This is a genomic window from Pseudomonas cuatrocienegasensis (assembly GCF_900110925.1).
Lineage (GTDB): Bacteria > Pseudomonadota > Gammaproteobacteria > Pseudomonadales > Pseudomonadaceae > Aquipseudomonas > Aquipseudomonas cuatrocienegasensis.
The window spans coordinates 1-18,896 of record NZ_FOFP01000020.1 but is presented as its reverse complement, the minus strand read 5'-3'; the positions used below and the strand labels follow the sequence as shown (position 1 = coordinate 18,896).

Here is an 18,896-nt window from a genome sequence, read left to right as displayed (position 1 = left end):
GCTCATGGGCGATCCTTGAGCGGCACAAAGGTCAGGTCTTCCGGGCCGACATAGTTGGCGCTGGGGCGGATGATCTTGCCGTCAATACGCTGCTCGATCACATGGCTGGACCAGCCCGAGGTGCGGGCAATCACGAACAGCGGGGTGAACATGGCGGTGGGCACGCCCATCATGTGGTAGCTGACCGCGCTGAACCAGTCGAGGTTGGGGAACATCTTCTTGATCTCCCACATGGTGCTCTCCAGGCGCTCGGCGATGTCATACATCTTGGTATTGCCCTGCTCCGCCGACAGCTCCTGCGCGACCTCCTTGATCACTTTGTTGCGTGGGTCCGCCACGGTGTAGACCGGGTGACCGAAGCCGATCACCACTTCCTTCTTCTCCACCCGGGCGCGAATATCGGCCTCGGCCTCATCGGCATTGTCATAACGCTTCTGGATCTCGAAGGCCACTTCGTTGGCGCCGCCGTGCTTCGACCCGCGCAATGCGCCGATGCCGCCAGCGATGCAACTGAACAGGTCCGAACCGGTGCCGGCGATCACCCGCGAGGTGAAGGTGGAGGCGTTGAATTCGTGCTCGGCATAGAGGATCAGCGAGGTGTGCATGGCGCGCACCCAGGACTCACGGGGCGCCTCGCCGTGCAACAGATGCAGAAAGTGGCCACCGATGGAGTCATCGTCGGTTTCCACCTCGATGCGTTTGCCATTGTGGCTGAAGTGATACCAGTACAGCAGCATGGAGCCCAGCGAGGCCATCAACTTGTCGGCAATATCGCGGGCGCCGGGATGGTTGTGGTCATCCTTCTCCGGCTGCAGGCAGCCGAGCACCGAAACGCCGGTGCGCATCACATCCATCGGGTGGGCCGAGGGCGGCAGTTGCTCCAGGGCGATTTTCAGTGCCGCGGGCAAGCCGCGCAGGGCTTTGAGCTTGGCCTTGTAGCCGGCCAGTTCGGCGGCATTGGGCAGCTTGCCGTGCACCAGCAAGTGGGCGATTTCCTCGAACTCACAGGTGGTGGCGACATCAAGGATGTCATAGCCACGGTAATGCAGGTCATTGCCGCTGCGGCCGACGGTGCACAGGGCGGTGTTGCCGGCAGTGGTACCGCTCAGGGCGACGGATTTTTTTGGCTTGAAGCCCGGGGTGGTGTCGGTGGCGCTCATGCTTATCTCCTCGGATCTTTGTTGTTCTTCTAGATCGCTATCACTTTTTTGCGGCAAACAGGGCATCGAGCTTCTGCTCAAAGGCGTGATAGCCGATGCGGTCGTACAGCTCAGCCCGGGTCTGCATCATTTCGATGACATCCTGCTGATGGCCCTGCTGACGAATCGTGATGTAGACACTTTCCGCAGCTTTGTTAGCGGCGCGAAACGCCGACAGCGGGTAAAGCTGGATGGCCACGCCGACCGAGGCCAGTTCGTCGCGGGTGAACAGCGGGGTGGCGCCGAATTCGGTGATATTGGCCAACACCGGCACGTTCAGCGCATCGACAAAGCGCTTGTAGGTCGGCAGGTCATAGGCAGCCTCGGCGAAAATACCGTCGGCACCGGCCTCGACATAACGCAGGCAGCGCTCGATCGCGGCATCCACGCCCTCGGCCTGGATGGCGTCGGTGCGGGCGATCAGGAAAAAGCTCGCATCGGTCTTGGCATCGGCAGCGGCCTTGACCCGGTCAGCCATTTCCTCGGTGCTGACAATCTCCTTGCCAGGACGATGACCGCAACGCTTGGCGCCGACCTGATCCTCGATATGCGCAGCCGCGGCGCCGGCCTTGATCAGGCTCTTGACCGTGCGCTCGATATTGAACGCGCTGGGGCCAAAGCCGGTGTCGATGTCGACCAACAGCGGCAGGTCGCAGACATCGGTAATCCGGCGTACGTCGGTGAGCACGTCATCCAGGGTGTTGATGCCCAGGTCAGGCAGCCCCAAGGAACCCGCCGCCACGCCGCCACCGGACAGGTAGATGGCCCTGAAACCCGCGCGCTTGGCCAGCAAGGCATGGTTGGCATTGATCGCGCCAATCACCTGCAGTGGCTGCTCTTCGGCAAGCGCCTGACGGAAACGCTGGCCTGGGGAAAGCTGACTCATGACTCACCTCGTGGTTTGGCTGTCTGGGTAGGCGCGTTCAACCCCATGCTTAGGGAGAAATGGCGCTCGATATTGCGCTTGGAGGCGCCGATGTGGCGGCGCATCAATAATTCGGCCAGCTCGCCGTCTCGGTCGGCGATGGCATCAAGAATACGGTGGTGTTCGGCAAAGGCCTGGCGCGGCCGATTGGGCGTGGCGGAGAACTGTAGGCGGTACATGCGCACCAGTTGATAGAGCTCGCCGCAGAGCATCTGGGCCAGGGTTTTATTGCCGCTGCCCTGAATGATCCGGTAGTGGAAGTCGAAATCACCTTCCTGCTGGTAATAGCCAACGCCTGCCTTGAAGGCCGCATCCTGCTCGTGCAAGTCGAGCACCTGGCGCAGCTCGTCGATCTCGGCCTGGGTCATGCGTTCGGCAGCCAGGCGACAGGCCATGCCCTCCAGCGATTCACGAATCTCATAGAGTTCGACCAGTTCGGCATGGCTGAGCGAGACCACCCGCGCCCCTACATGGGGGATGCGCACCAGCAGACGCTGACCCTCGAGCCGATGGATTGCCTCACGCAGCGGCCCGCGGCTAATGCCATAGGTCCGCGCCAGCTCTGGCTCGGATATCTTACTGCCCGGGGCAATCTCGCCTTTGACGATCGCGGCCTGAATACGCCGAAATACGTGCTCGGACAAGGTTTCCGACTCACCTTGCGGACTAGCCTCTACCACATGCTCATCCAGCATATTGTCGACACCTTCCACTTCAATTAGAGAAAATCTACGCTCAAGCCGCCACACGGTCAATCGCGCAACGCACAGTGTCGACAATCGTCTTAAATAACTGGAGCGTCTAATAAGTTATAAATGCCAGCACAAACGCCCTAAGCGCCTGCCGGCAGGGAGGACTGCGTGTTAAGATGCCGCCACTTCACCGCCCGCCGCGCGTTTTCGGTGCACCTTGCTAGACTCCTTTACGTCGGGATCGCAGGTGCATATCAGGCCTCGCGGGCCTTTGCTTGATTGATGCGCTGCACCTAACAGGATTTATGAGACTTAAACCCTTCGCCCTGCTGCTCAGCCTCGCGCTACTGCCCACTCCGAGCATCGCTTCCGAGAAGACGGTCTACGGACTCAACGAATACGTGCAATTGCTCGATATCGACCAGCGCGTGGCCGCCAAGCTCGATACCGGCGCACAAACTGCCTCTCTCAGTGCTCGCGATATCAAGCGCTTCAAACGCGACGGGGAAACCTGGGTACGTTTCTATCTGGCCATCGACGATGCCCACGCCCACCCTATCGAACGTCCCCTGGCGCGTATCAGCAAGATCAAACGGCGTGCCGGCGACTACAATCCCGATGAGGACAAGAGCTACACGGCTCGCCCGGTAATCGAGATGGATGTCTGCATGGGTGGCGCCTTACGCACCATCGAACTGAACCTGACCGACCGTAGCGCGTTCCAATACCCGCTTCTGATTGGCTCCGATGCGCTGCAACGTTTCGACGCACTGATCGACCCAAGCCTTAAATACGCAGCGGGGAAACCTGCCTGTACCACCGACGCAAACCCTGGCGAGTAATTCCCATGCGCTCTCTTAACCTGCATCTGAAAGTCCTGATCACGCTCCTGGTGAGCCTGGGCATTCTGATTACGGCCTACCAAATCTTCATCCTTGGCATCCCCATGACCGAGGACGAGACGGACGATTTGTGGAACATCGATGCCAGAGTCGAGTTCCAGGCCAACCCGCGTGAACCGGTCAAGCTGCAGATGTTCGTGCCGCCCCTGAACCAGGATTACGTCAGCCTCAACGAGAGCTTCATCTCCAACAACTACGGGGTAAGCGTCAACCGCGCTGAAGGCAACCGCAAGGTGACCTGGTCGGCCCGTCGCGCCAGCGGCAAACAGACTCTCTATTACCGTTTGGTGTTGACCAAGCGTTACAGCGGCGAGCAGGCCAAGGCCAGTGGCCCGATTTTCCGCGACAGCATTCCTGTGGAAGGTGCCGAGAAGATCGCTGCTGAAGCACTGCTCGCGCCGATCCGCCAGCACTCGGCAGACGTCGAAACCTTCATCAGCGAAACCATCAAGCGCGTTAACAACGAAAACGACGACAACGCCAAATTGCTGTTGGGCGGCGATGCCTCGACTGCCAACAAGGCCCAGGCTATCGAATTGTTGCTGTCCATCGCCCACGTGCCGATGCAGCGCGTGCACACCATTCGCCTGGCTGCAGAAATCCAGCAGAGCCCGGAGTTGTGGCTGCGCAGCTTCAACGGTGATCGCTGGCTGTACTTCAACCCGGAAACCGGCGAGCAGGGCCTGCCCACTGACCGTATGGTCTGGTGGACGGGCGACGAACCGCTGGTCAGTGTCGAAGGTGGCCGCCAGCCTCAGGTCAGCTTTAGCCTGAACAACAGCGAGATGAATGCCATCCGCCTGGCCAAGCTGACCGACGAAAACACCGACGCCGATTTCCTCGAATACTCGCTGTATGGTCTGCCGCTGCAGACCCAGCAGACCTTTATGATCATGGTGATGATCCCCATCGGCGTGCTGGTGATCCTTATTCTGCGCAACCTTGGCGGCCTGCAGACCCTGGGTACCTTTACCCCGGTGCTGATCGCCCTGGCCTTCCGCGAAACCCAGCTGGGCTTCGGCATCATCCTGTTTACCGTGATTACGGCGGCGGGCCTGTCACTGCGCTCCTACCTCGAACACCTGAAATTGCAGATGTTGCCGCGCCTATCGGTGGTACTGACCTTCGTTGTGGTGCTGATCGCGGTGATCAGCCTGTTCAGCCACAAGCTTGGCCTGGAGCGCGGTCTGTCGGTGGCACTGTTCCCGATGGTGATTCTGACCATGACCATCGAGCGCCTGTCGATCACCTGGGAAGAGCGCGGCGGCAGCCATGCATTCAAGGTCGCCGTCGGTACCCTGTTCGCGGCCACCCTCGCCCACCTGCTGATGAGCGTGCCGGAACTGGTCTACTTCGTCTTCACCTTCCCGGCGATTCTGCTGATTCTGGTGGGGTTCATGCTGGCCATGGGTCGCTATCGCGGCTATCGCCTGACCGAACTGTTCCGCTTCAAAGCCTTCCTCAAGGACTAAGACCATGTTCGGCCTGATCAAGACGTGGAAGGCCCTTGAAGCCAAGGGCATCATGGGCATCAACCGGCGCAATGCGGATTACGTGCTGAAGTACAACAAACGGCACCTGTACCCCATTGTGGATGACAAGATCATCACCAAGGAACGCGCCATCCAGGCCGGCATCAATGTGCCGGAAATGTATGGCGTGATCGACACCGAGAAAGGCATCGACAAGCTGCGTGAGATCATCGGCGACCGCCCTGACTTTGTCGTCAAGCCGGCGCAGGGTGCCGGTGGCGACGGTATTCTGGTCATCGCCGACCGCTTCGAGGACCGTTACAGGACAGTCTCCGGCAAGATCATCAGCCATGAGGAAATCGAACAGCAGATCTCCAGCATCCTCTCTGGCCTGTATTCCCTGGGCGGCCATCGTGATCGCGCGCTGATCGAGTACCGGGTTACCCCCGACCAGATCTTCAAAAGCATCAGCTACGAAGGCGTACCGGACATCCGCATCATCGTGCTGATGGGCTACCCAGTGATGGCCATGCTGCGTCTGCCAACACGTCAGTCCGGCGGCAAGGCCAACCTCCACCAAGGCGCTATCGGTGTCGGCGTGGACCTGGCCACTGGGGTGACCCTGCGCGGTACCTGGCTAAACAACAAGATCACCAAGCATCCGGATACCACCAACGCGGTGGACGGCGTGCAACTGCCGAACTGGGATGGTTTTATGCGCCTGGCCGCTGGTTGCTACGAGCTGTGTGGCCTGGGCTATATCGGCGTGGACATGGTGCTGGACCAGGAAAAAGGCCCGCTGATTCTGGAGCTCAACGCCCGTCCCGGCCTGAATATCCAGATTGCCAACGACTGCGGCCTGACCCATCGCGCCCATGCCGTCGAGGCCCGTCTGGCAGAGCTGGCTGCCAAAGGTATTCAGGAAACGCCCGAGGAACGCATGCGCTTTGCCCAGGAACTGTTCGGCCATATCCCAGCCGCGCCGCTCTGATTGACCGGCAGTATCGGGCGCCATGCCCGCTACTGCCACCTGAATCGATAGCCAAGGTTGGCCACCTAGGCTACCGATAGACGCCGTTCTACAATCGCGTTCCGTATCCGGTCGACCCTCCCGCATGCCTAGCTGCCACGTCCACCCACTGCCCTATCGCTGCGACCCCGCCGCCTATTTTGATCGCGTGCGCCATGCGCCCGGCGCGGTCCTGCTCGATGCCGGACGCCCCGCCGCGCTGCGCGGTCGTTTCGATATCCTCAGCGCCTGGCCGCAGAGAACGCTGACCCCACTGCCACACGAGTCAGGGCCGGCTTTTCTGCAGCGCTTGCGCCAGGGTCTGGCTGAACTGGGACCGGCGCAGGCCCCCACGGCCAGCGAACTGCCGTTTCTCGGCGGCTTGATCGGCTACCTCGGCTATGACTTTGGCCGTCGCCTGGAGCAAATGCCGGAACAGGCGCAGGATGACCTACACCTGCCTGATGCACAGTTCGGCCTGTATGCCTGGGCATTGATTACCGATCACCTGCACAGTTGCAGCCAGCTGATGTTCCACCCGGCACTGCCGGCAAACGAGCGTGAACGCCTTATCCGTTTGTTCGAAGCCCCGACTGAGGCTGCTGACGCCGAGTTTCGCCTGCAGGCGCCTTTCGCTGCCGACATCGACGCGCCAGCCTACCGCCGGGCCATCGAGCGTATTCAGGCGTATATCCAGGCGGGTGATTGCTATCAGGTCAACTTCGCCCAGCGCTTCAGCGCACGTTACCAGGGCGATCCTTGGGTGGCCTATGGGTTGCTGCGCCAGGCGTGCCCCACACCCTTTGCCGGCTTTCAGGCGCTGGCCGATGGCGGAGCCATTCTCAGCCTGTCGCCAGAGCGCTTTCTGCGCGTCGCCCAAGGGCAGGTGGAAACCCGTCCGATCAAGGGCACCCGACCGCGTGATGCGGACAGTGAGCGTGACGCGGCCCAGGCCAGCGCCCTGCTCGCCAGCCTCAAGGACCGCTCGGAAAACCTGATGATCGTCGACCTGCTGCGTAACGACCTGGGCCGTAGCTGCCGTACCGGCTCGGTCAAGGTGCCGGAGCTGTTCGCCCTGGAAAGCTACCCCAATGTGCATCACCTGGTCAGCGCCGTGACCGGCGAGCTGGCGCCAGACAAGGATGCCCTGGACCTGATCGCCGGCAGTTTCCCAGGCGGCTCGATCACCGGTGCGCCGAAGATCCGCGCCATGCAGATCATCGACGAACTGGAGCCCACACGCCGCGCACTTTACTGCGGCTCACTGCTGTATCTGGATGTGCGCGGCGAGATGGACAGCTCGATCGCCATCCGCAGCCTGCTCGCACGCGACGGCCGAATCAGTTGTTGGGGCGGCGGCGGCATCGTGGCCGACTCCAACTGGCAGGCCGAGTATCAGGAGTCGATCACCAAGGTGCAGGTGCTGCTACAGACCCTGGAACGGACCTGCAGCCCGTAAACCCGGCGCCTGATGACCAGGCGCCGTGCCGACTCAGGCGCTGAACAGCGCGTCGATCTGCGCGTGAGCACCTTGCAGTGCGGCAGTACGCGCATCCGGACCATAGGCCAGGCCTTCGGCCGTGACCACCTGGATATCGGTAATCCCCAGAAAGCCTAACAGCAGCTTCAGGTAATCGACATGGGCCGCGCCACTCGGCTGGCCGGTATGTACACCGCCGGAGGTGGCGACAATCACTACCCGCTTGCCACCAGCCAGGCCTACCGGGCCATTCTCGGTATAGCTAAAGGTCTTGCCGGCAACGGCAATACGGTCGATCCATGCCTTGAGCTGTGAGGGAATGGTGAAGTTGTACATGGGCGCGCCAATAACCAGGGCATCGGCTGCCAGAAAGGCTTCCAAGGCGTCACTCGAGTGGTTGGCTTCGAGTTGCTGAGCAGCATCCCGTTCGCTTTCGGGCGTACCGGTAGCAGCCAGGCTGGCACCGGACAAATGCAGAAACGGGCTTGCGGTCAGATCTTTGTAGCTGACCTGTACCTGTGGCTCAGCGGCCTGCCAGGCGCTCACTACGGCAGCGCCAAGCTGACGGGAAGCGGATGCATCACCCAGGATGCTGGTGTCGAGGTGCAGAAGTTTCATGGAAGTCTCCGAACAGGAATCGCCGGGCGGCGATGACGATGGATAAAGACTACGCATGAATCCAATGGCCGATTAGTCCTCACAAATGCGATAGTTCGTCCTACCGGCAGGACAATAGCCATGCACGACCTCAACGATCTGTTCTATTTCGCCAAAGTCGTCGAAGCAGGAGGTTTTGCTGCGGCCGGTCGGATCTTGGGGGTTCCCAAATCGCGCCTGTCACGGCGGATCGCCGAACTTGAAGACCGCCTGGGCGCACGCCTGCTGCAGCGCACCACCCGCACCCTGGCCCTGACCGATGTCGGCGCCGGCTACCTACGTCACTGCCAGGCCATGCTGCAGGCAGCCGAGCAGGCCGAAGACAGTGTGGCCAACCTGACAGCCGCGCCCCGTGGACGCCTGCGGGTTTCCTGCCCCGTGGGTTTGGCGCAGTACATGATGCCGACGATCATCAGCCGTTTTTTCGCCGCCTACCCGCAAGTGCAGTTGGACATGCTGCTGGTCAATCGCCCCGTGGACCTGATCAACGAGGGGGTCGATGTCGCCATCCGAGTGCGTAACCAGGACGATGAAGATCCAAACCTGATCGCCCGCCGGCTGATGCCGGCACAGGCCTTTCTGGTCGCAGCACCGGCGTTACTGGCAGGGCGTGATATCCGCAGCCCGGATGACCTGCTGCAATTGCCCGCACTTGGCGCCCTGGAGAATGATCGGCGCATTCATCATCGCCTGGTGAATGCCGCTGGCAAGCGACGCGACATGACCTTCGACGCTCGCCTGGGAATCGACAACTTCATCGTCCGCAAGACAGCCGCCATAGCGGGCCTGGGCTTTACCATGCTGCCGCAGCTCGACTGTGCGCAGGAACTCGCGGACGGACGCCTATTACGGCTGCTCCCCGAGTGGACGCTGCCCGGCGGCCACCTGCAGGCGGTATATACCCACAGACGCGGCATGCTGCCTGCGGTACGTGCCTGGATCGAACATTTGAGCGAGGCCTTCGCCGCAGTCGATGGAAAGGTGCCAGTGGCCTCCCCCCTAATCTGAGAGATAGCCATGACCAAAGATGAACTCGAGCATTACTGCCTGGCACTCCCAGGCGTGCAACTGGACCTCAAATGGCGCGGCATGCGCGTCTTTTCAGTAGCGGGTAACCGCATGTTTGCGATGATCGATCCCTACCGTGACAGCCTGTCGTTCAAGGTCGAGCACACCAGCTTTCTCGCTCATACCGACCGCCCCGGTATTCGTCCGGCGCCATACCTGGCCCGGGCGCACTGGATCAGTATGGCCGCCAGTCAGCCGCCGCTGGCGGATAGCGAACTGCGAGCGCTACTCATGGCCGCACATCAGTTGGTGGTCAGGCGCCTGCCCCGCTACCGGCAAGCCAGCTTGCTCCTCGATCAAGGCTCAGCCGAACAGCGGTTGTAACCAGCGCCAGAGCAACTGCCCGCCCCAGCGTGCATCCAGCCAGGCAAGCTGGTGAACCAGCACAATCAGCCAGAAAGTCACCTGATAAGACAACTTGCGTGTCTTATGGCGCAGGTGCTGTTGGGCCAGCAGAGCCCCGGGCCAGCCGCCTGCCAATTCGATCAGGTGCAGGCTACGCTCGGCCACGCGCGAACCGTTGCGTTGCGCCTGCCGCTTGTCGTGGGCGTATTGCAGATAGCTGATCAGACTCATCGCCGGATACCAGGCCAGCAACCAAGGCCCTCCCAGGCTACCTGCCAGGTGCCAAACCCCGGCAATCGGCACAATCAGGCAGGCCAACACAACCAACCAGCATGCGCTCACGACGGGTTGCGGCTTACCCCGACCACGAGGTGAGCCGCTGGTGATTCGAGCAGCGCGAACGGGGCGCTTACGGATAAGCGGTTGATCCAGGCTCAGCTCACCTTCGATGCGAATATGCTGCGCACGGGGCCGGCCACCCTCGCCCGCGCCCGGCACGAACAGCACCCGATCACCCACTCGTGGCCGCCGCTCATCGCGCATGGCGGAAATATGCGCGAATACAGCTGCACCGCCCTGCTCTGGGGCAATAAAGCCGAAGCCCTTGTCATCATCCCAGCGCGTTACGTGCCCGCGAACTTCCATTACACCCCTCAGAACCAAAACCCGCTAGCAGGCTTGCGCCGGATAGTGGCGTCGCAAAAACGCCAGCAACAGCTCATTAACCCGCTCAGGCTGCTCATTCTGTATCCAGTGGCCGCACGCTTTCAGCAGGTGCTGCTCAAGATACTGGACGCGGCTCGGCATCTGCCTGAGCGTGTAGGCCTCCAATGTGCCGACCGGGTCGAGATCGCCCAGTAAAAACAAAGCAGGCTGCTCGATAATCCGTTCGGCCAATGCCTCGGTGCGCTGCCAGTTGCGCTCGAAGTTGCGATACCAATTCAGCGCACCACGAAAACCCTGCGTGGCGAAGGTCTGCACATACACGGCAAAGGCCGCATCACTGCACCAGTGAGGGTGCGTGCCCGGGTCCTCTAACCCATCGAACAGGCCAGCGTTGGCCGGTTTGTCCTGTAGAAAGAAATCCTTGGGCACAGCGGCTGAGGTGTTGTGCATCATCATCCGCAGAGTGCGTGCCGGATCGGCATCCATCTCGGCCTCAGCTAGCCCCGGCGTTTGGAAATGCAGGATGTAGTGGAAACGCTCGGCATACAGCTGGCGCATAAGTGTCGTGGCCGGCTGCCTGGGCCGCCCGCCATAGGGAACCGCCATGCCAACGACGGCCTTCACTCGCTGCGGCTCGAGCAATGCCAGGTGCCAAGCCACAGGCGCGCCCCAGTCATGCCCGACAACACAGACCTGAGACTGGCCAAAATGCGCCATGGCAGCCTGTATATCGCTACAGACCGTTAACAGGTCATAAGCCTCGATATCCTCAGGCGCACTGCTGCGACCATAGCCACGCATTTCCGGGATCAATACGCGATAGCCCGAGGCGGCCAGGGGTTCAATCTGATGACGCCACGATTGCCAGCATTCCGGAAAACCATGCAGAAGCCACACCGGCGGCCCATCTTCAGGGCCGGCCAGGTAAAGGCTCAGTTGAATACCGTTGATGGGCAGCAGTTGATGGTCGAGCGTCAGCATGGCGATCTCCTTTTCCACGCACTATGGCAAAGGCCGTTTGCCGATACGGCGAATGCAGGCACTCGCATTTAGCCTTGAGCCGTACTCCAGTCGATCAGATGCAATTGCCAGGTCGCCAGGATCAGCAAGCCGAAAACGATCCGATACCAGGCAAACACTGCATAACTGTGGTTGCCGATAAAGCGTAATAACGCCCGCACGGCAATCATGGCGAAAATGAACGAGGTGACAAAACCAATGGCAAATACGGGTAGATCCGCCGGTTGAAACAGATCGCGATACTTGTAGCCCGAGTACACCGCCGCGCCAACCATGGTCGGCATCGCCAGGAAAAACGAGAACTCGGTCGCCGCCTTGCGCGACAGACCGAAAAGCAGCCCGCCGATGATGGTTGCCCCCGAACGAGAGGTGCCTGGGATCATCGCCAGGCACTGGGCAAAACCAATTTTCAGGGCATCGCGCCAACCAATGTCATCTACCGTTTCAGCATGAACCTGGTGCGACCGGCGTTCGGCCCAGAGCATTACCACACCACCGACAATTAAGGCTGCCGCCACGGTAATGGGATTGAACAGGTAGGTATGGATTAGATCGGCGAACAGCACGCCAAGCACCACTGCGGGCAAAAAAGCCACTAACAGATTGAGGGTAAAGCGTTGCGCGCCGGGCTCACGCGGCAGCCCTATGACGATACCCAGCACTTTTTTCCGATACTCCCACACCACCGCGAGGATCGCCCCCAGTTGGATGATGATATTGAACGCCATCGCCCGCTCACCGCCAAAGCCGATGAGATCGGCCACGATGATCTGGTGGCCGGTACTGGAGATCGGTAAAAATTCGGTAATACCCTCGACAACACCCAGAATCAGGGCCTGAAAGGCCAACCACAGATCCATTTAAACTCCTAGAAGGCCGCCAGTTGGCAGCGCAAAGTCATGATTACCATTCAAAATGCCCAGCTTTCGGCTTGTGCAACGCATGACCGGTAGCCGCCGCGAGGCAAAGCGGGGCACACTCTAGAGTCTGTTGCCGTTTCGTAGCAAGCCGCGTTGCCGCGAAGGAAATGGCAACAGCCCCCAATAAACCCGGCATGCCGGTGATCGAAAAACGGGCAGTACTCTTATTACGCCCCCTGCCGCCGGGAGATGGCTATGAATAGCCTGCGCCAATTACCGATTAGCCGCCGCCTGCTGCTGATACTGAGTCTTGCCATTCTTATGCTCAGCCTTCTTGGAGCATTCATGCTGACACAGATACACCAGGCGTTGTATGCCGCCAAGGGCGAAAAGACACGCCATGTGGTGCAGTCTGCGAGCGGTGTACTGCTTTATTACCACGGACTGGAAACAGCAGGCGCGCTGACCCGTGAGCAAGCTCAAACCCAGGCCAAGGACGTCTTGCGCGGCATGCGCTACGGCGCTCAGGACTACTTCTGGATCAACGACCAGACCCCCATAATGGTCATGCACCCCACCAACCCAAAGCTCGAAGGGCAAAATTTGTCTGAGTACAAGGACCCAGACGGCAAGGCCTTGTTCAACGAGATGGTGCGTTTAAGCCGCAATGACGGCGGCGGTCAGGTCGATTACCGCTGGCCAAAGCCTGGCGCTAGCGAGCCTGTCCCCAAGATATCCTATGTCGAGCTGTTCAAGCCCTGGGGCTGGATCGTCGGCTCCGGCGTCTATGTCGATGATGTCCAGGCCGAATTTCGTAACCAGGCACTCCACGCCATTGCCATCGGCGTAGGCATCGCGCTTGTGTTGGCGCTGCTGGTGCTCTTGATCGCACGCAGCATCGCCCGACCGCTGAAACAGGCCGTGGACGCCATGGCCAGCATTGCCAGTGGCGAAGGTGACCTGACCCGCTCGCTTGACGCCAATGGCAGCGACGAACTCAGCGCGCTGGCCAGGCACTTCAACGGCTTTACTCAAAAGCTGCGCGCCGTGGTCCAACAATCCCTTGAGGCCTCTGGAGCCCTGGAGCGATCTGCCCGCTCGCTCGATACCCTCGCCGACCAGACGTACAGTTACAGCCAGCAGCAGGCCCAGCAAATGGAACTGGTGGCGACAGCCATCAATCAGGTCACCCATGGCGTACAGGATGTGGCGCGCAATGCCGAACATGCATCCAGCGAGGTACGCAGCGCTGAAGACCAGGCGAACCTTGGTCAACGCAACATCTCTACCAGCCTGCGACAGATCGGCCAGCTTTCGGAAACCGTGGCCCAATCGGTCGAGGTCATTCAAACCCTGGCCAACGAGAGCAATCAAATCGGCGGCGTACTGGAGGTAATTCGTTCGATTGCCGAACAAACCAATCTGCTCGCGCTCAATGCGGCAATCGAGGCGGCGCGTGCCGGTGAGCAGGGACGTGGGTTTGCCGTGGTCGCCGATGAAGTACGCCTACTGGCCCAGCGTACTCAGCAATCGACAGCCGAAATCCAGGGCATGATCGAGCGCCTGCAGGGTAACTCCGAGGCGGCAGTAAAAATCATCAACGAAAGCAGTCGCGCCTCACAACTGACAGTCGAGCAGGCACGTCAGGCAGGCGAGAGCCTGGAGCAGATCGCACAGTCGCTGCGTAATCTGACCGGGCTAAACGCGTCTATCGCCAGCGCCACCCTGCAGCAGAGCCATGTAGTCGAGGATATTAACCAGAACGTCACCCAGGCTCACGGCCTGGCCCGTCAAAGTGCCGAAGCGGCAGAACAGTCGAACGGGGCGAGCCGACAACTTGGGCAACTGGCCGAGCAGCTCAACCGTTTACTCGGCCAGTTCCGTATCTGAGGCTTTCAGGCTGCAAACGCACCTATCCAGGCAAGCACCAGGCTAAGGCTGACCACCACCGTCAGGGGCCTGCGTAAAGCCGGGTACCAGCAGGGTGCCAAACCCAGTTTGACGGCGCGCAGATCTGCCAGGTAGAGCGCGATAAAGGCCAGGAGCATCAAGGGGAACGCCAGCATTATCGGCAGCCCCGCGACCGCCAACCAGCCCAGCAATGGCGGCAGGACAGATAGACCGAGCTGCATATTCGCGCGGGTATCGCTTGCCTCGGCACGCATCGCCAAGCCCCAGTGAATGGCCCCCATAAACGCCAGAATTACTGCCGCATAATCAAGCAAGGCATCAAGCACGAAAGGACGCCACGCCAATGGTGTCAGCCAGAGCCCCAAGGCACCGCTGACGAAGGGAACCAGGCCTGCATAGCCCAGCAGGCTTGCCAATCGAGGTGGCGTGGTGGCATTGAAAGGATGCATCTTCTTTAAGCTCTCCGAAGGATGTGACTGTGCTGTCACTGTACCTGAGAGACTGAGCAAGCGCAGAGCAGAGCGCTGCACCTTTCCAGAATCATGGCAGCTTGCCAGCTACTCGAACTTCGCATAACGTCAGCGAACATCATTATCAACAAGGATGTGAGTATGCGTACGCTGCGCCGGATCATTTACGCCATCCTGCTGCTCATCCTCGCGGGCCTGGCCGTCGCCTTGTACTTCGTGGCCTATCCCAATCTGCCAGCGTATGCGCCTCCTTCCAAACTTCACTATCTGGGACAGTGGAGCACCGAACAACGCCAGACCTACTACTACACGCCACAAGGCACCCAGGTAAAAGGCCTGCAATACGCTTGGTTCCAGGCACTGGAAAAACCCTTTAGTCGCGAACGCTTCACCGACCCCGCCTATCTCGCGCGCTTTGGTTTTCTTATCGAACCAGAACAACAGCCGAGTGCCGTCAACCCTGGTAACCTGCCTGTTGGCTTCGCCCGACATGCCGATGACGAAAGCGGTGTCGAATACCTGGATATCAGTTGCGCCGCCTGCCACACCGGCGAGCTGCGCTACCAGGGCCAGGCCATCCGCATTGATGGTGGCGCCGCCCTGCACTCGCTGGCCTCCACCGTACCTACCTTGCGCGGAGGCAGCTTTGGCCAGGCTCTTGGCATGAGCATGGCGTTCACCTATTACAACCCTCTCAAATTTCGTCGCTTCGCCAGAGTTGTTCTGGGCGATGAGTACGACAGTGGGTATGACGTACTGCGGGCAGAGTTCAAGACTGTACTCGACCGCCTGCTCGGCACGGCCTACAACGACTGGCATCGCGGACTCTATCCCACCGAAGAAGGCTTTGGTCGCACTGATGCTTTCGGGAGGATCGCCAACAGTGTATTCGGCGATTCCATTGACCCGAGTAATTACCGGGTGGCGAACGCCCCCGTCAGCTACCCGCAGTTATGGGATATCTGGAAGTTCGACTGGGTACAATGGAATGGTTCGGCTATGCAGCCTATGGCGCGCAACGTTGGCGAGGCACTCGGTGTAGGGGCGACTCTGCATTTACTCAACACCGATGGCTCACCGGTTGCGGTAGAGGATCGCTATGCCTCAAGTGTGCGCCTGCGCGACCTGCATACGCTGGAAGAAACCCTCAAGCAGCTCAAACCGCCGACGTGGCCAGAGGCCATTCTTGGGGCGGTTGATTTACCGATGGCCAGTCAGGGTCGGGCCCTGTTCCAGGAAAACTGCGCCTATTGCCACGCCCCCCACCCGGTGAACCCTGCTGACAGGCGCATGGCACCAGATCGCGACCCAGAATGGCACATGCGCGTCATTTCCACTCAAGAAGTCGGTACTGACCCTACGACCGCAGACAATATCGCCGATCACCGTTTCGACCTGCGCAAGTTGGGCTGGACCACCGAAGAACTGAGCCGCCTGGATGTCCGTCTGCTGCCCGACGGATCAAGCAAGGATCTTGACCTTGCCAGCATTTCCAGCGCCAAGGGCTTGGCTTACATTACCGCCTATGTCGAAGATCGCGCTTACCGCGACGCAGGCATCAGCGGTGCCGAGCGGGCAAGCATGGACGGTTACGGCCTACCAATCGGCGTCCAGGAGATTCGCGGTTACAAACCGCGCCCACTCGATGGCATCTGGGCAACGCCCCCTTTCCTACACAATGGCTCAGTGCCCACACTGTTCCAACTGCTCTCGCCGGTATCCGAACGACAGACCACCTTCTGGGTAGGCAACTTCGAATTCGACCCGAAATATATCGGCTTCGACAGTACGAAATTCCCAGGTGGCTTTCTTTTCGACACCCGCATTACCGGCAACGGTAACCGTGGCCATGAGTTCCGCAGTGGCTGCCGTGAGGATGGCGTCATCGGCCGGGCACTGCAGCCCCATGAGCGCTGGGCGCTGATCGAATACCTCAAGGTACTAGGAAACCCTGACCTGGAAAGCAGGCTCGACGTCGTACCGGCACGCCCCTGGACACCAGGCCCCAGCTGTCAGAACTGAGTGATATCAGGACCTTTCATACAAGGAATCACCGATGCTCAAGAAACTATGGCTCTGGCTCGGACGTTGGCTGGCAAAACTCACGCTGACGCTCGTAGTAGTTGCAGGATTGGGCTGGGGGCTGGGTACGGCGTACTACAGCTGGAAGTTCTCAGGGCCGGTATCCAGCGAAGAACAAATACCACTTGATGAAGACCGCTATACCCAGACCATCATCGAGGACGCGATTCGTGTTGTTGAACAGCACCGCGACAATACTCGTGTCTTGCGTGACGCTCACGCCAAAGCCCATGGTTGCCTGAAAGCCGAGGTCAGCGTCCTCCAGGATCTCGCCCCTGACTTGCGACACGGGGTATTGCAGGAGCCTGGCAAGACCTGGCAAGCCTGGGTTCGTCTATCCAACGGCAATGCCTACCCTCAATTCGACCGCGCGCGCGACGCACGGGGGATGGCCATCAAATTGCTCGATGTGCCGGGGACCAAGCTTCTCGCCAGCCCACAACATGCAAACGAACAAGACTTCGTGATGTTCAACCATCCCGCATTCTTCGTCCGAGATGTCGCCGAATATCAGAGCAATTTCGCCGCCCAAGCAGACGGCAAGAAAGTACTCGCCTTCTTTCCCAGCTGGGACCCACGCAGTTGGGAAGTTCGCCACTTGATCATTGCGTTGAAAACACTATCACCCGCCCCGCAAACGCCAGTGCAGACCACTTATAACTCCATCGCACCGTTCAAGCTGGGCCCACACAACATCAAATACCGGGTGATTCCGGCAGCGGAAAACTGCCCAAATTACAGCTTACCGGCACCCAATACCGACCTGCCCAACTTCCTGCGCAGCTCGCTGTACCAGCAACTCTCCCTGGATCGAAGCCCGGCGTGCTTCGCGCTTCAGGTACAAAAACAGAATCCACAATATTACATGCCCATCGAAGACCCAAGCGTCGAGTGGGACGAGTCCATCTCACCCTTCCAGACCGTGGCCTTGATAACACTGCCTGCTCAAGACTTCGATAGCAGCGAGCAAAATCTCTTCTGCGACAACCTGGCATTCAACCCTTGGCATGCCCTGCCGGAACACCGCCCGATCGGAGGCATAAATCGCCTGCGCAAGGCCGTTTATCAAGCAGTCAGCATCTATCGGCAGGAGCGCAATCAAGCTCAAACCCAGTAATCCTTGATCAGGGCAAAGCGGGCAAGGCACTGGTACCATGCAACCGACAGACTTTACCGTGTCGATTCAGCAGAGAGAGATGCTTTGGAACTGTTCAAAGAATTCATGTTCGAGGCGGCCCACCGGCTGCCTCATGTCCCCGCCGGACATAAGTGCGGACGCCTACATGGGCATTCCTTCCGCGTAGCGATTTATATCGAAGGAGAGGTTGACCCTCATACCGGATGGATTCGCGACTTCTCCGAGATAAAGGCGATCTTCAAACCGCTTTATGAGCAGCTCGACCATAACTACCTGAATGATCTGCCAGGCCTCGAAAACCCCACAAGCGAAGTCCTGGCCAAGTGGATCTGGAAGGAACTAAAACCGCTTCTGCCGGAGCTTTCTCGCATACGCATCCATGAAACCTGCACCAGTGGTTGCGAGTACCGGGGAGATTGATCAAGTATCAGGTGGCTAACTTAGATAGCCACCTGATACCAACACCTGCGTGATTGAACAGACGCATAGCAAAAGGCCCTGAGTGTAGACTCAGGGCCTTTTTTGCTTTCAACGCAATTGAGCTTGCACACTGCGAACCCGACTAGGCAAGCACCTCCCCTTCAAGCAATCAGGGCCGTACCAGGCCGAGGCAGGCACGAAGCCAAACCACTTTTCCCGCGCACAAAGAAGAAACCCCAGCACTGTAAAGTGCTGGGGTTTCGGTATAGGCGCTTGACGATGACCTACTCTCACATGGGGAAACCCCACACTACCATCGGCGATGCATCGTTTCACTACTGAGTTCGGGATGGGATCAGGTGGTTCCAATGCTCTATGGTCGTCAAGCAATTCAGCTGAGGTACCGTGCTGCTGATGCAGTACGCTGCCTCGAATTGGGTATGTGATGTCGTGGTTTGTAGTCTTGCAAATTTTCGGCTGTTGCAGTCTTCATAGAGACACGCAAACATCAAATTGTTTGGGTGTTATATGGTCAAGCCTCACGGGCAATTAGTATTGGTTAGCTCAACGCCTCACAGCG

General features: G+C 59.6%; 18 protein-coding genes and 1 rRNA gene. 10 read left to right on the top strand and 9 right to left on the bottom strand.

What is annotated here, in order from left to right; all coding sequences use genetic code 11:
- Positions 1-2: 2 nt before the first annotated feature.
- The 3 genes from prpC to BMW49_RS20960 are packed head-to-tail and all read right to left on the bottom strand — an operon-like array spanning position 3 to position 2,819.
- On the bottom strand, positions 3-1,160 hold the full coding sequence (gene prpC / locus BMW49_RS20970; protein ID WP_069519727.1) for a bifunctional 2-methylcitrate synthase/citrate synthase: 1,158 nt from the start codon (positions 1,158-1,160) through the stop codon (positions 3-5).
- 40 nt (positions 1,161-1,200) lie between these two features.
- Positions 1,201-2,085, bottom strand: a complete 885-nt coding sequence (gene prpB / locus BMW49_RS20965) for a methylisocitrate lyase (protein WP_069519728.1) — start codon at positions 2,083-2,085, stop codon at positions 1,201-1,203.
- On the bottom strand, positions 2,082-2,819 hold the full coding sequence (locus BMW49_RS20960; protein WP_069519729.1) for a GntR family transcriptional regulator: 738 nt from the start codon (positions 2,817-2,819) through the stop codon (positions 2,082-2,084). The genes prpB and BMW49_RS20960 overlap by 4 nt, the downstream gene beginning before the upstream one ends.
- 302 nt (positions 2,820-3,121) lie before the next feature.
- Between BMW49_RS20960 and rloA the strand changes: the two genes are divergently transcribed.
- From rloA to pabB, 4 genes are all read left to right on the top strand, one after another.
- Positions 3,122-3,658: a retropepsin-like aspartic peptidase RloA gene (rloA, locus tag BMW49_RS20955; protein ID WP_069519730.1), complete on the top strand. Its 537-nt coding sequence runs from the start codon at positions 3,122-3,124 to the stop codon at positions 3,656-3,658.
- Between the two features lie 5 nt (positions 3,659-3,663).
- A complete protein-coding gene (gene rloB / locus BMW49_RS20950) occupies positions 3,664-5,190 on the top strand; it encodes an osmotic stress tolerance membrane protein RloB (RefSeq protein ID WP_069519731.1) in 1,527 nt (508 codons plus the stop codon).
- Positions 5,191-5,194: 4 nt separating this feature from the next.
- Positions 5,195-6,181, top strand: a complete 987-nt coding sequence (locus tag BMW49_RS20945; RefSeq protein ID WP_069519732.1) for an alpha-L-glutamate ligase-like protein — start codon at positions 5,195-5,197, stop codon at positions 6,179-6,181.
- Between the two features lie 124 nt (positions 6,182-6,305).
- A complete protein-coding gene (pabB, locus tag BMW49_RS20940) occupies positions 6,306-7,658 on the top strand; it encodes an aminodeoxychorismate synthase component I (protein WP_069519733.1) in 1,353 nt (450 codons plus the stop codon).
- Between the two features lie 33 nt (positions 7,659-7,691).
- Here the strand turns inward: pabB and BMW49_RS20935 are convergent, their stop codons facing one another.
- The gene (locus BMW49_RS20935) at positions 7,692-8,297 is read right to left on the bottom strand and encodes an FMN-dependent NADH-azoreductase (protein WP_069519734.1); all 606 of its coding nucleotides are present in this window, start codon (positions 8,295-8,297) and stop codon (positions 7,692-7,694) included.
- Between the two features lie 120 nt (positions 8,298-8,417).
- On the opposite strand from BMW49_RS20935, the gene BMW49_RS20930 reads away from it, so the two are divergent.
- Both BMW49_RS20930 and BMW49_RS20925 read left to right on the top strand, forming a co-directional pair.
- Entirely contained in the window at positions 8,418-9,344 is a 927-nt protein-coding gene (locus tag BMW49_RS20930; RefSeq protein WP_069519735.1) for a LysR substrate-binding domain-containing protein, read from the top strand.
- A 9-nt stretch (positions 9,345-9,353) separates the two neighbouring features.
- Entirely contained in the window at positions 9,354-9,728 is a 375-nt protein-coding gene (locus tag BMW49_RS20925) for an MmcQ/YjbR family DNA-binding protein (RefSeq protein ID WP_069519736.1), read from the top strand.
- Here BMW49_RS20925 and BMW49_RS20920 read toward each other — a convergent pair.
- From BMW49_RS20920 to BMW49_RS20910, 3 genes are all read right to left on the bottom strand, one after another.
- Positions 9,708-10,394, bottom strand: coding sequence for a DUF1294 domain-containing protein (locus BMW49_RS20920; protein WP_069519737.1), 687 nt, complete (start codon positions 10,392-10,394; stop codon positions 9,708-9,710). The two genes, BMW49_RS20925 and BMW49_RS20920, sit on opposite strands and share 21 nt — an antisense overlap.
- 24 nt (positions 10,395-10,418) lie before the next feature.
- Positions 10,419-11,396, bottom strand: a complete 978-nt coding sequence (locus BMW49_RS20915) for an alpha/beta fold hydrolase (protein WP_069519738.1) — start codon at positions 11,394-11,396, stop codon at positions 10,419-10,421.
- 68 nt (positions 11,397-11,464) lie between these two features.
- Complete coding sequence (locus BMW49_RS20910) at positions 11,465-12,295, bottom strand: undecaprenyl-diphosphate phosphatase (protein WP_069519739.1); 831 nt, start codon at positions 12,293-12,295, stop codon at positions 11,465-11,467.
- Positions 12,296-12,616: 321 nt separating this feature from the next.
- Between BMW49_RS20910 and BMW49_RS20905 the strand changes: the two genes are divergently transcribed.
- The gene (locus tag BMW49_RS20905; protein ID WP_482822338.1) at positions 12,617-14,185 is read left to right on the top strand and encodes a methyl-accepting chemotaxis protein; all 1,569 of its coding nucleotides are present in this window, start codon (positions 12,617-12,619) and stop codon (positions 14,183-14,185) included.
- Positions 14,186-14,190: 5 nt separating this feature from the next.
- Here the strand turns inward: BMW49_RS20905 and BMW49_RS20900 are convergent, their stop codons facing one another.
- Positions 14,191-14,655, bottom strand: coding sequence for a DUF3429 domain-containing protein (locus BMW49_RS20900; RefSeq protein WP_069519741.1), 465 nt, complete (start codon positions 14,653-14,655; stop codon positions 14,191-14,193).
- A 162-nt stretch (positions 14,656-14,817) separates the two neighbouring features.
- Between BMW49_RS20900 and BMW49_RS20895 the strand changes: the two genes are divergently transcribed.
- The 3 genes from BMW49_RS20895 (at position 14,818) to queD (ending at position 18,316) form a co-directional block, all read left to right on the top strand.
- The gene (locus BMW49_RS20895) at positions 14,818-16,698 is read left to right on the top strand and encodes a c-type cytochrome (protein ID WP_069519742.1); all 1,881 of its coding nucleotides are present in this window, start codon (positions 14,818-14,820) and stop codon (positions 16,696-16,698) included.
- Between the two features lie 34 nt (positions 16,699-16,732).
- Positions 16,733-17,875, top strand: a complete 1,143-nt coding sequence (locus BMW49_RS20890; protein WP_069519743.1) for a catalase family protein — start codon at positions 16,733-16,735, stop codon at positions 17,873-17,875.
- 84 nt (positions 17,876-17,959) lie between these two features.
- Positions 17,960-18,316, top strand: coding sequence for a 6-carboxytetrahydropterin synthase QueD (gene queD, locus BMW49_RS20885; RefSeq protein ID WP_083251775.1), 357 nt, complete (start codon positions 17,960-17,962; stop codon positions 18,314-18,316).
- A gap of 271 nt (positions 18,317-18,587) precedes the next feature.
- Here the strand turns inward: queD and rrf are convergent.
- Positions 18,588-18,703: ribosomal RNA gene (gene rrf, locus BMW49_RS20880) — 5S ribosomal RNA — on the bottom strand.
- Between the last annotated feature and the right edge of the window lie 193 nt (positions 18,704-18,896).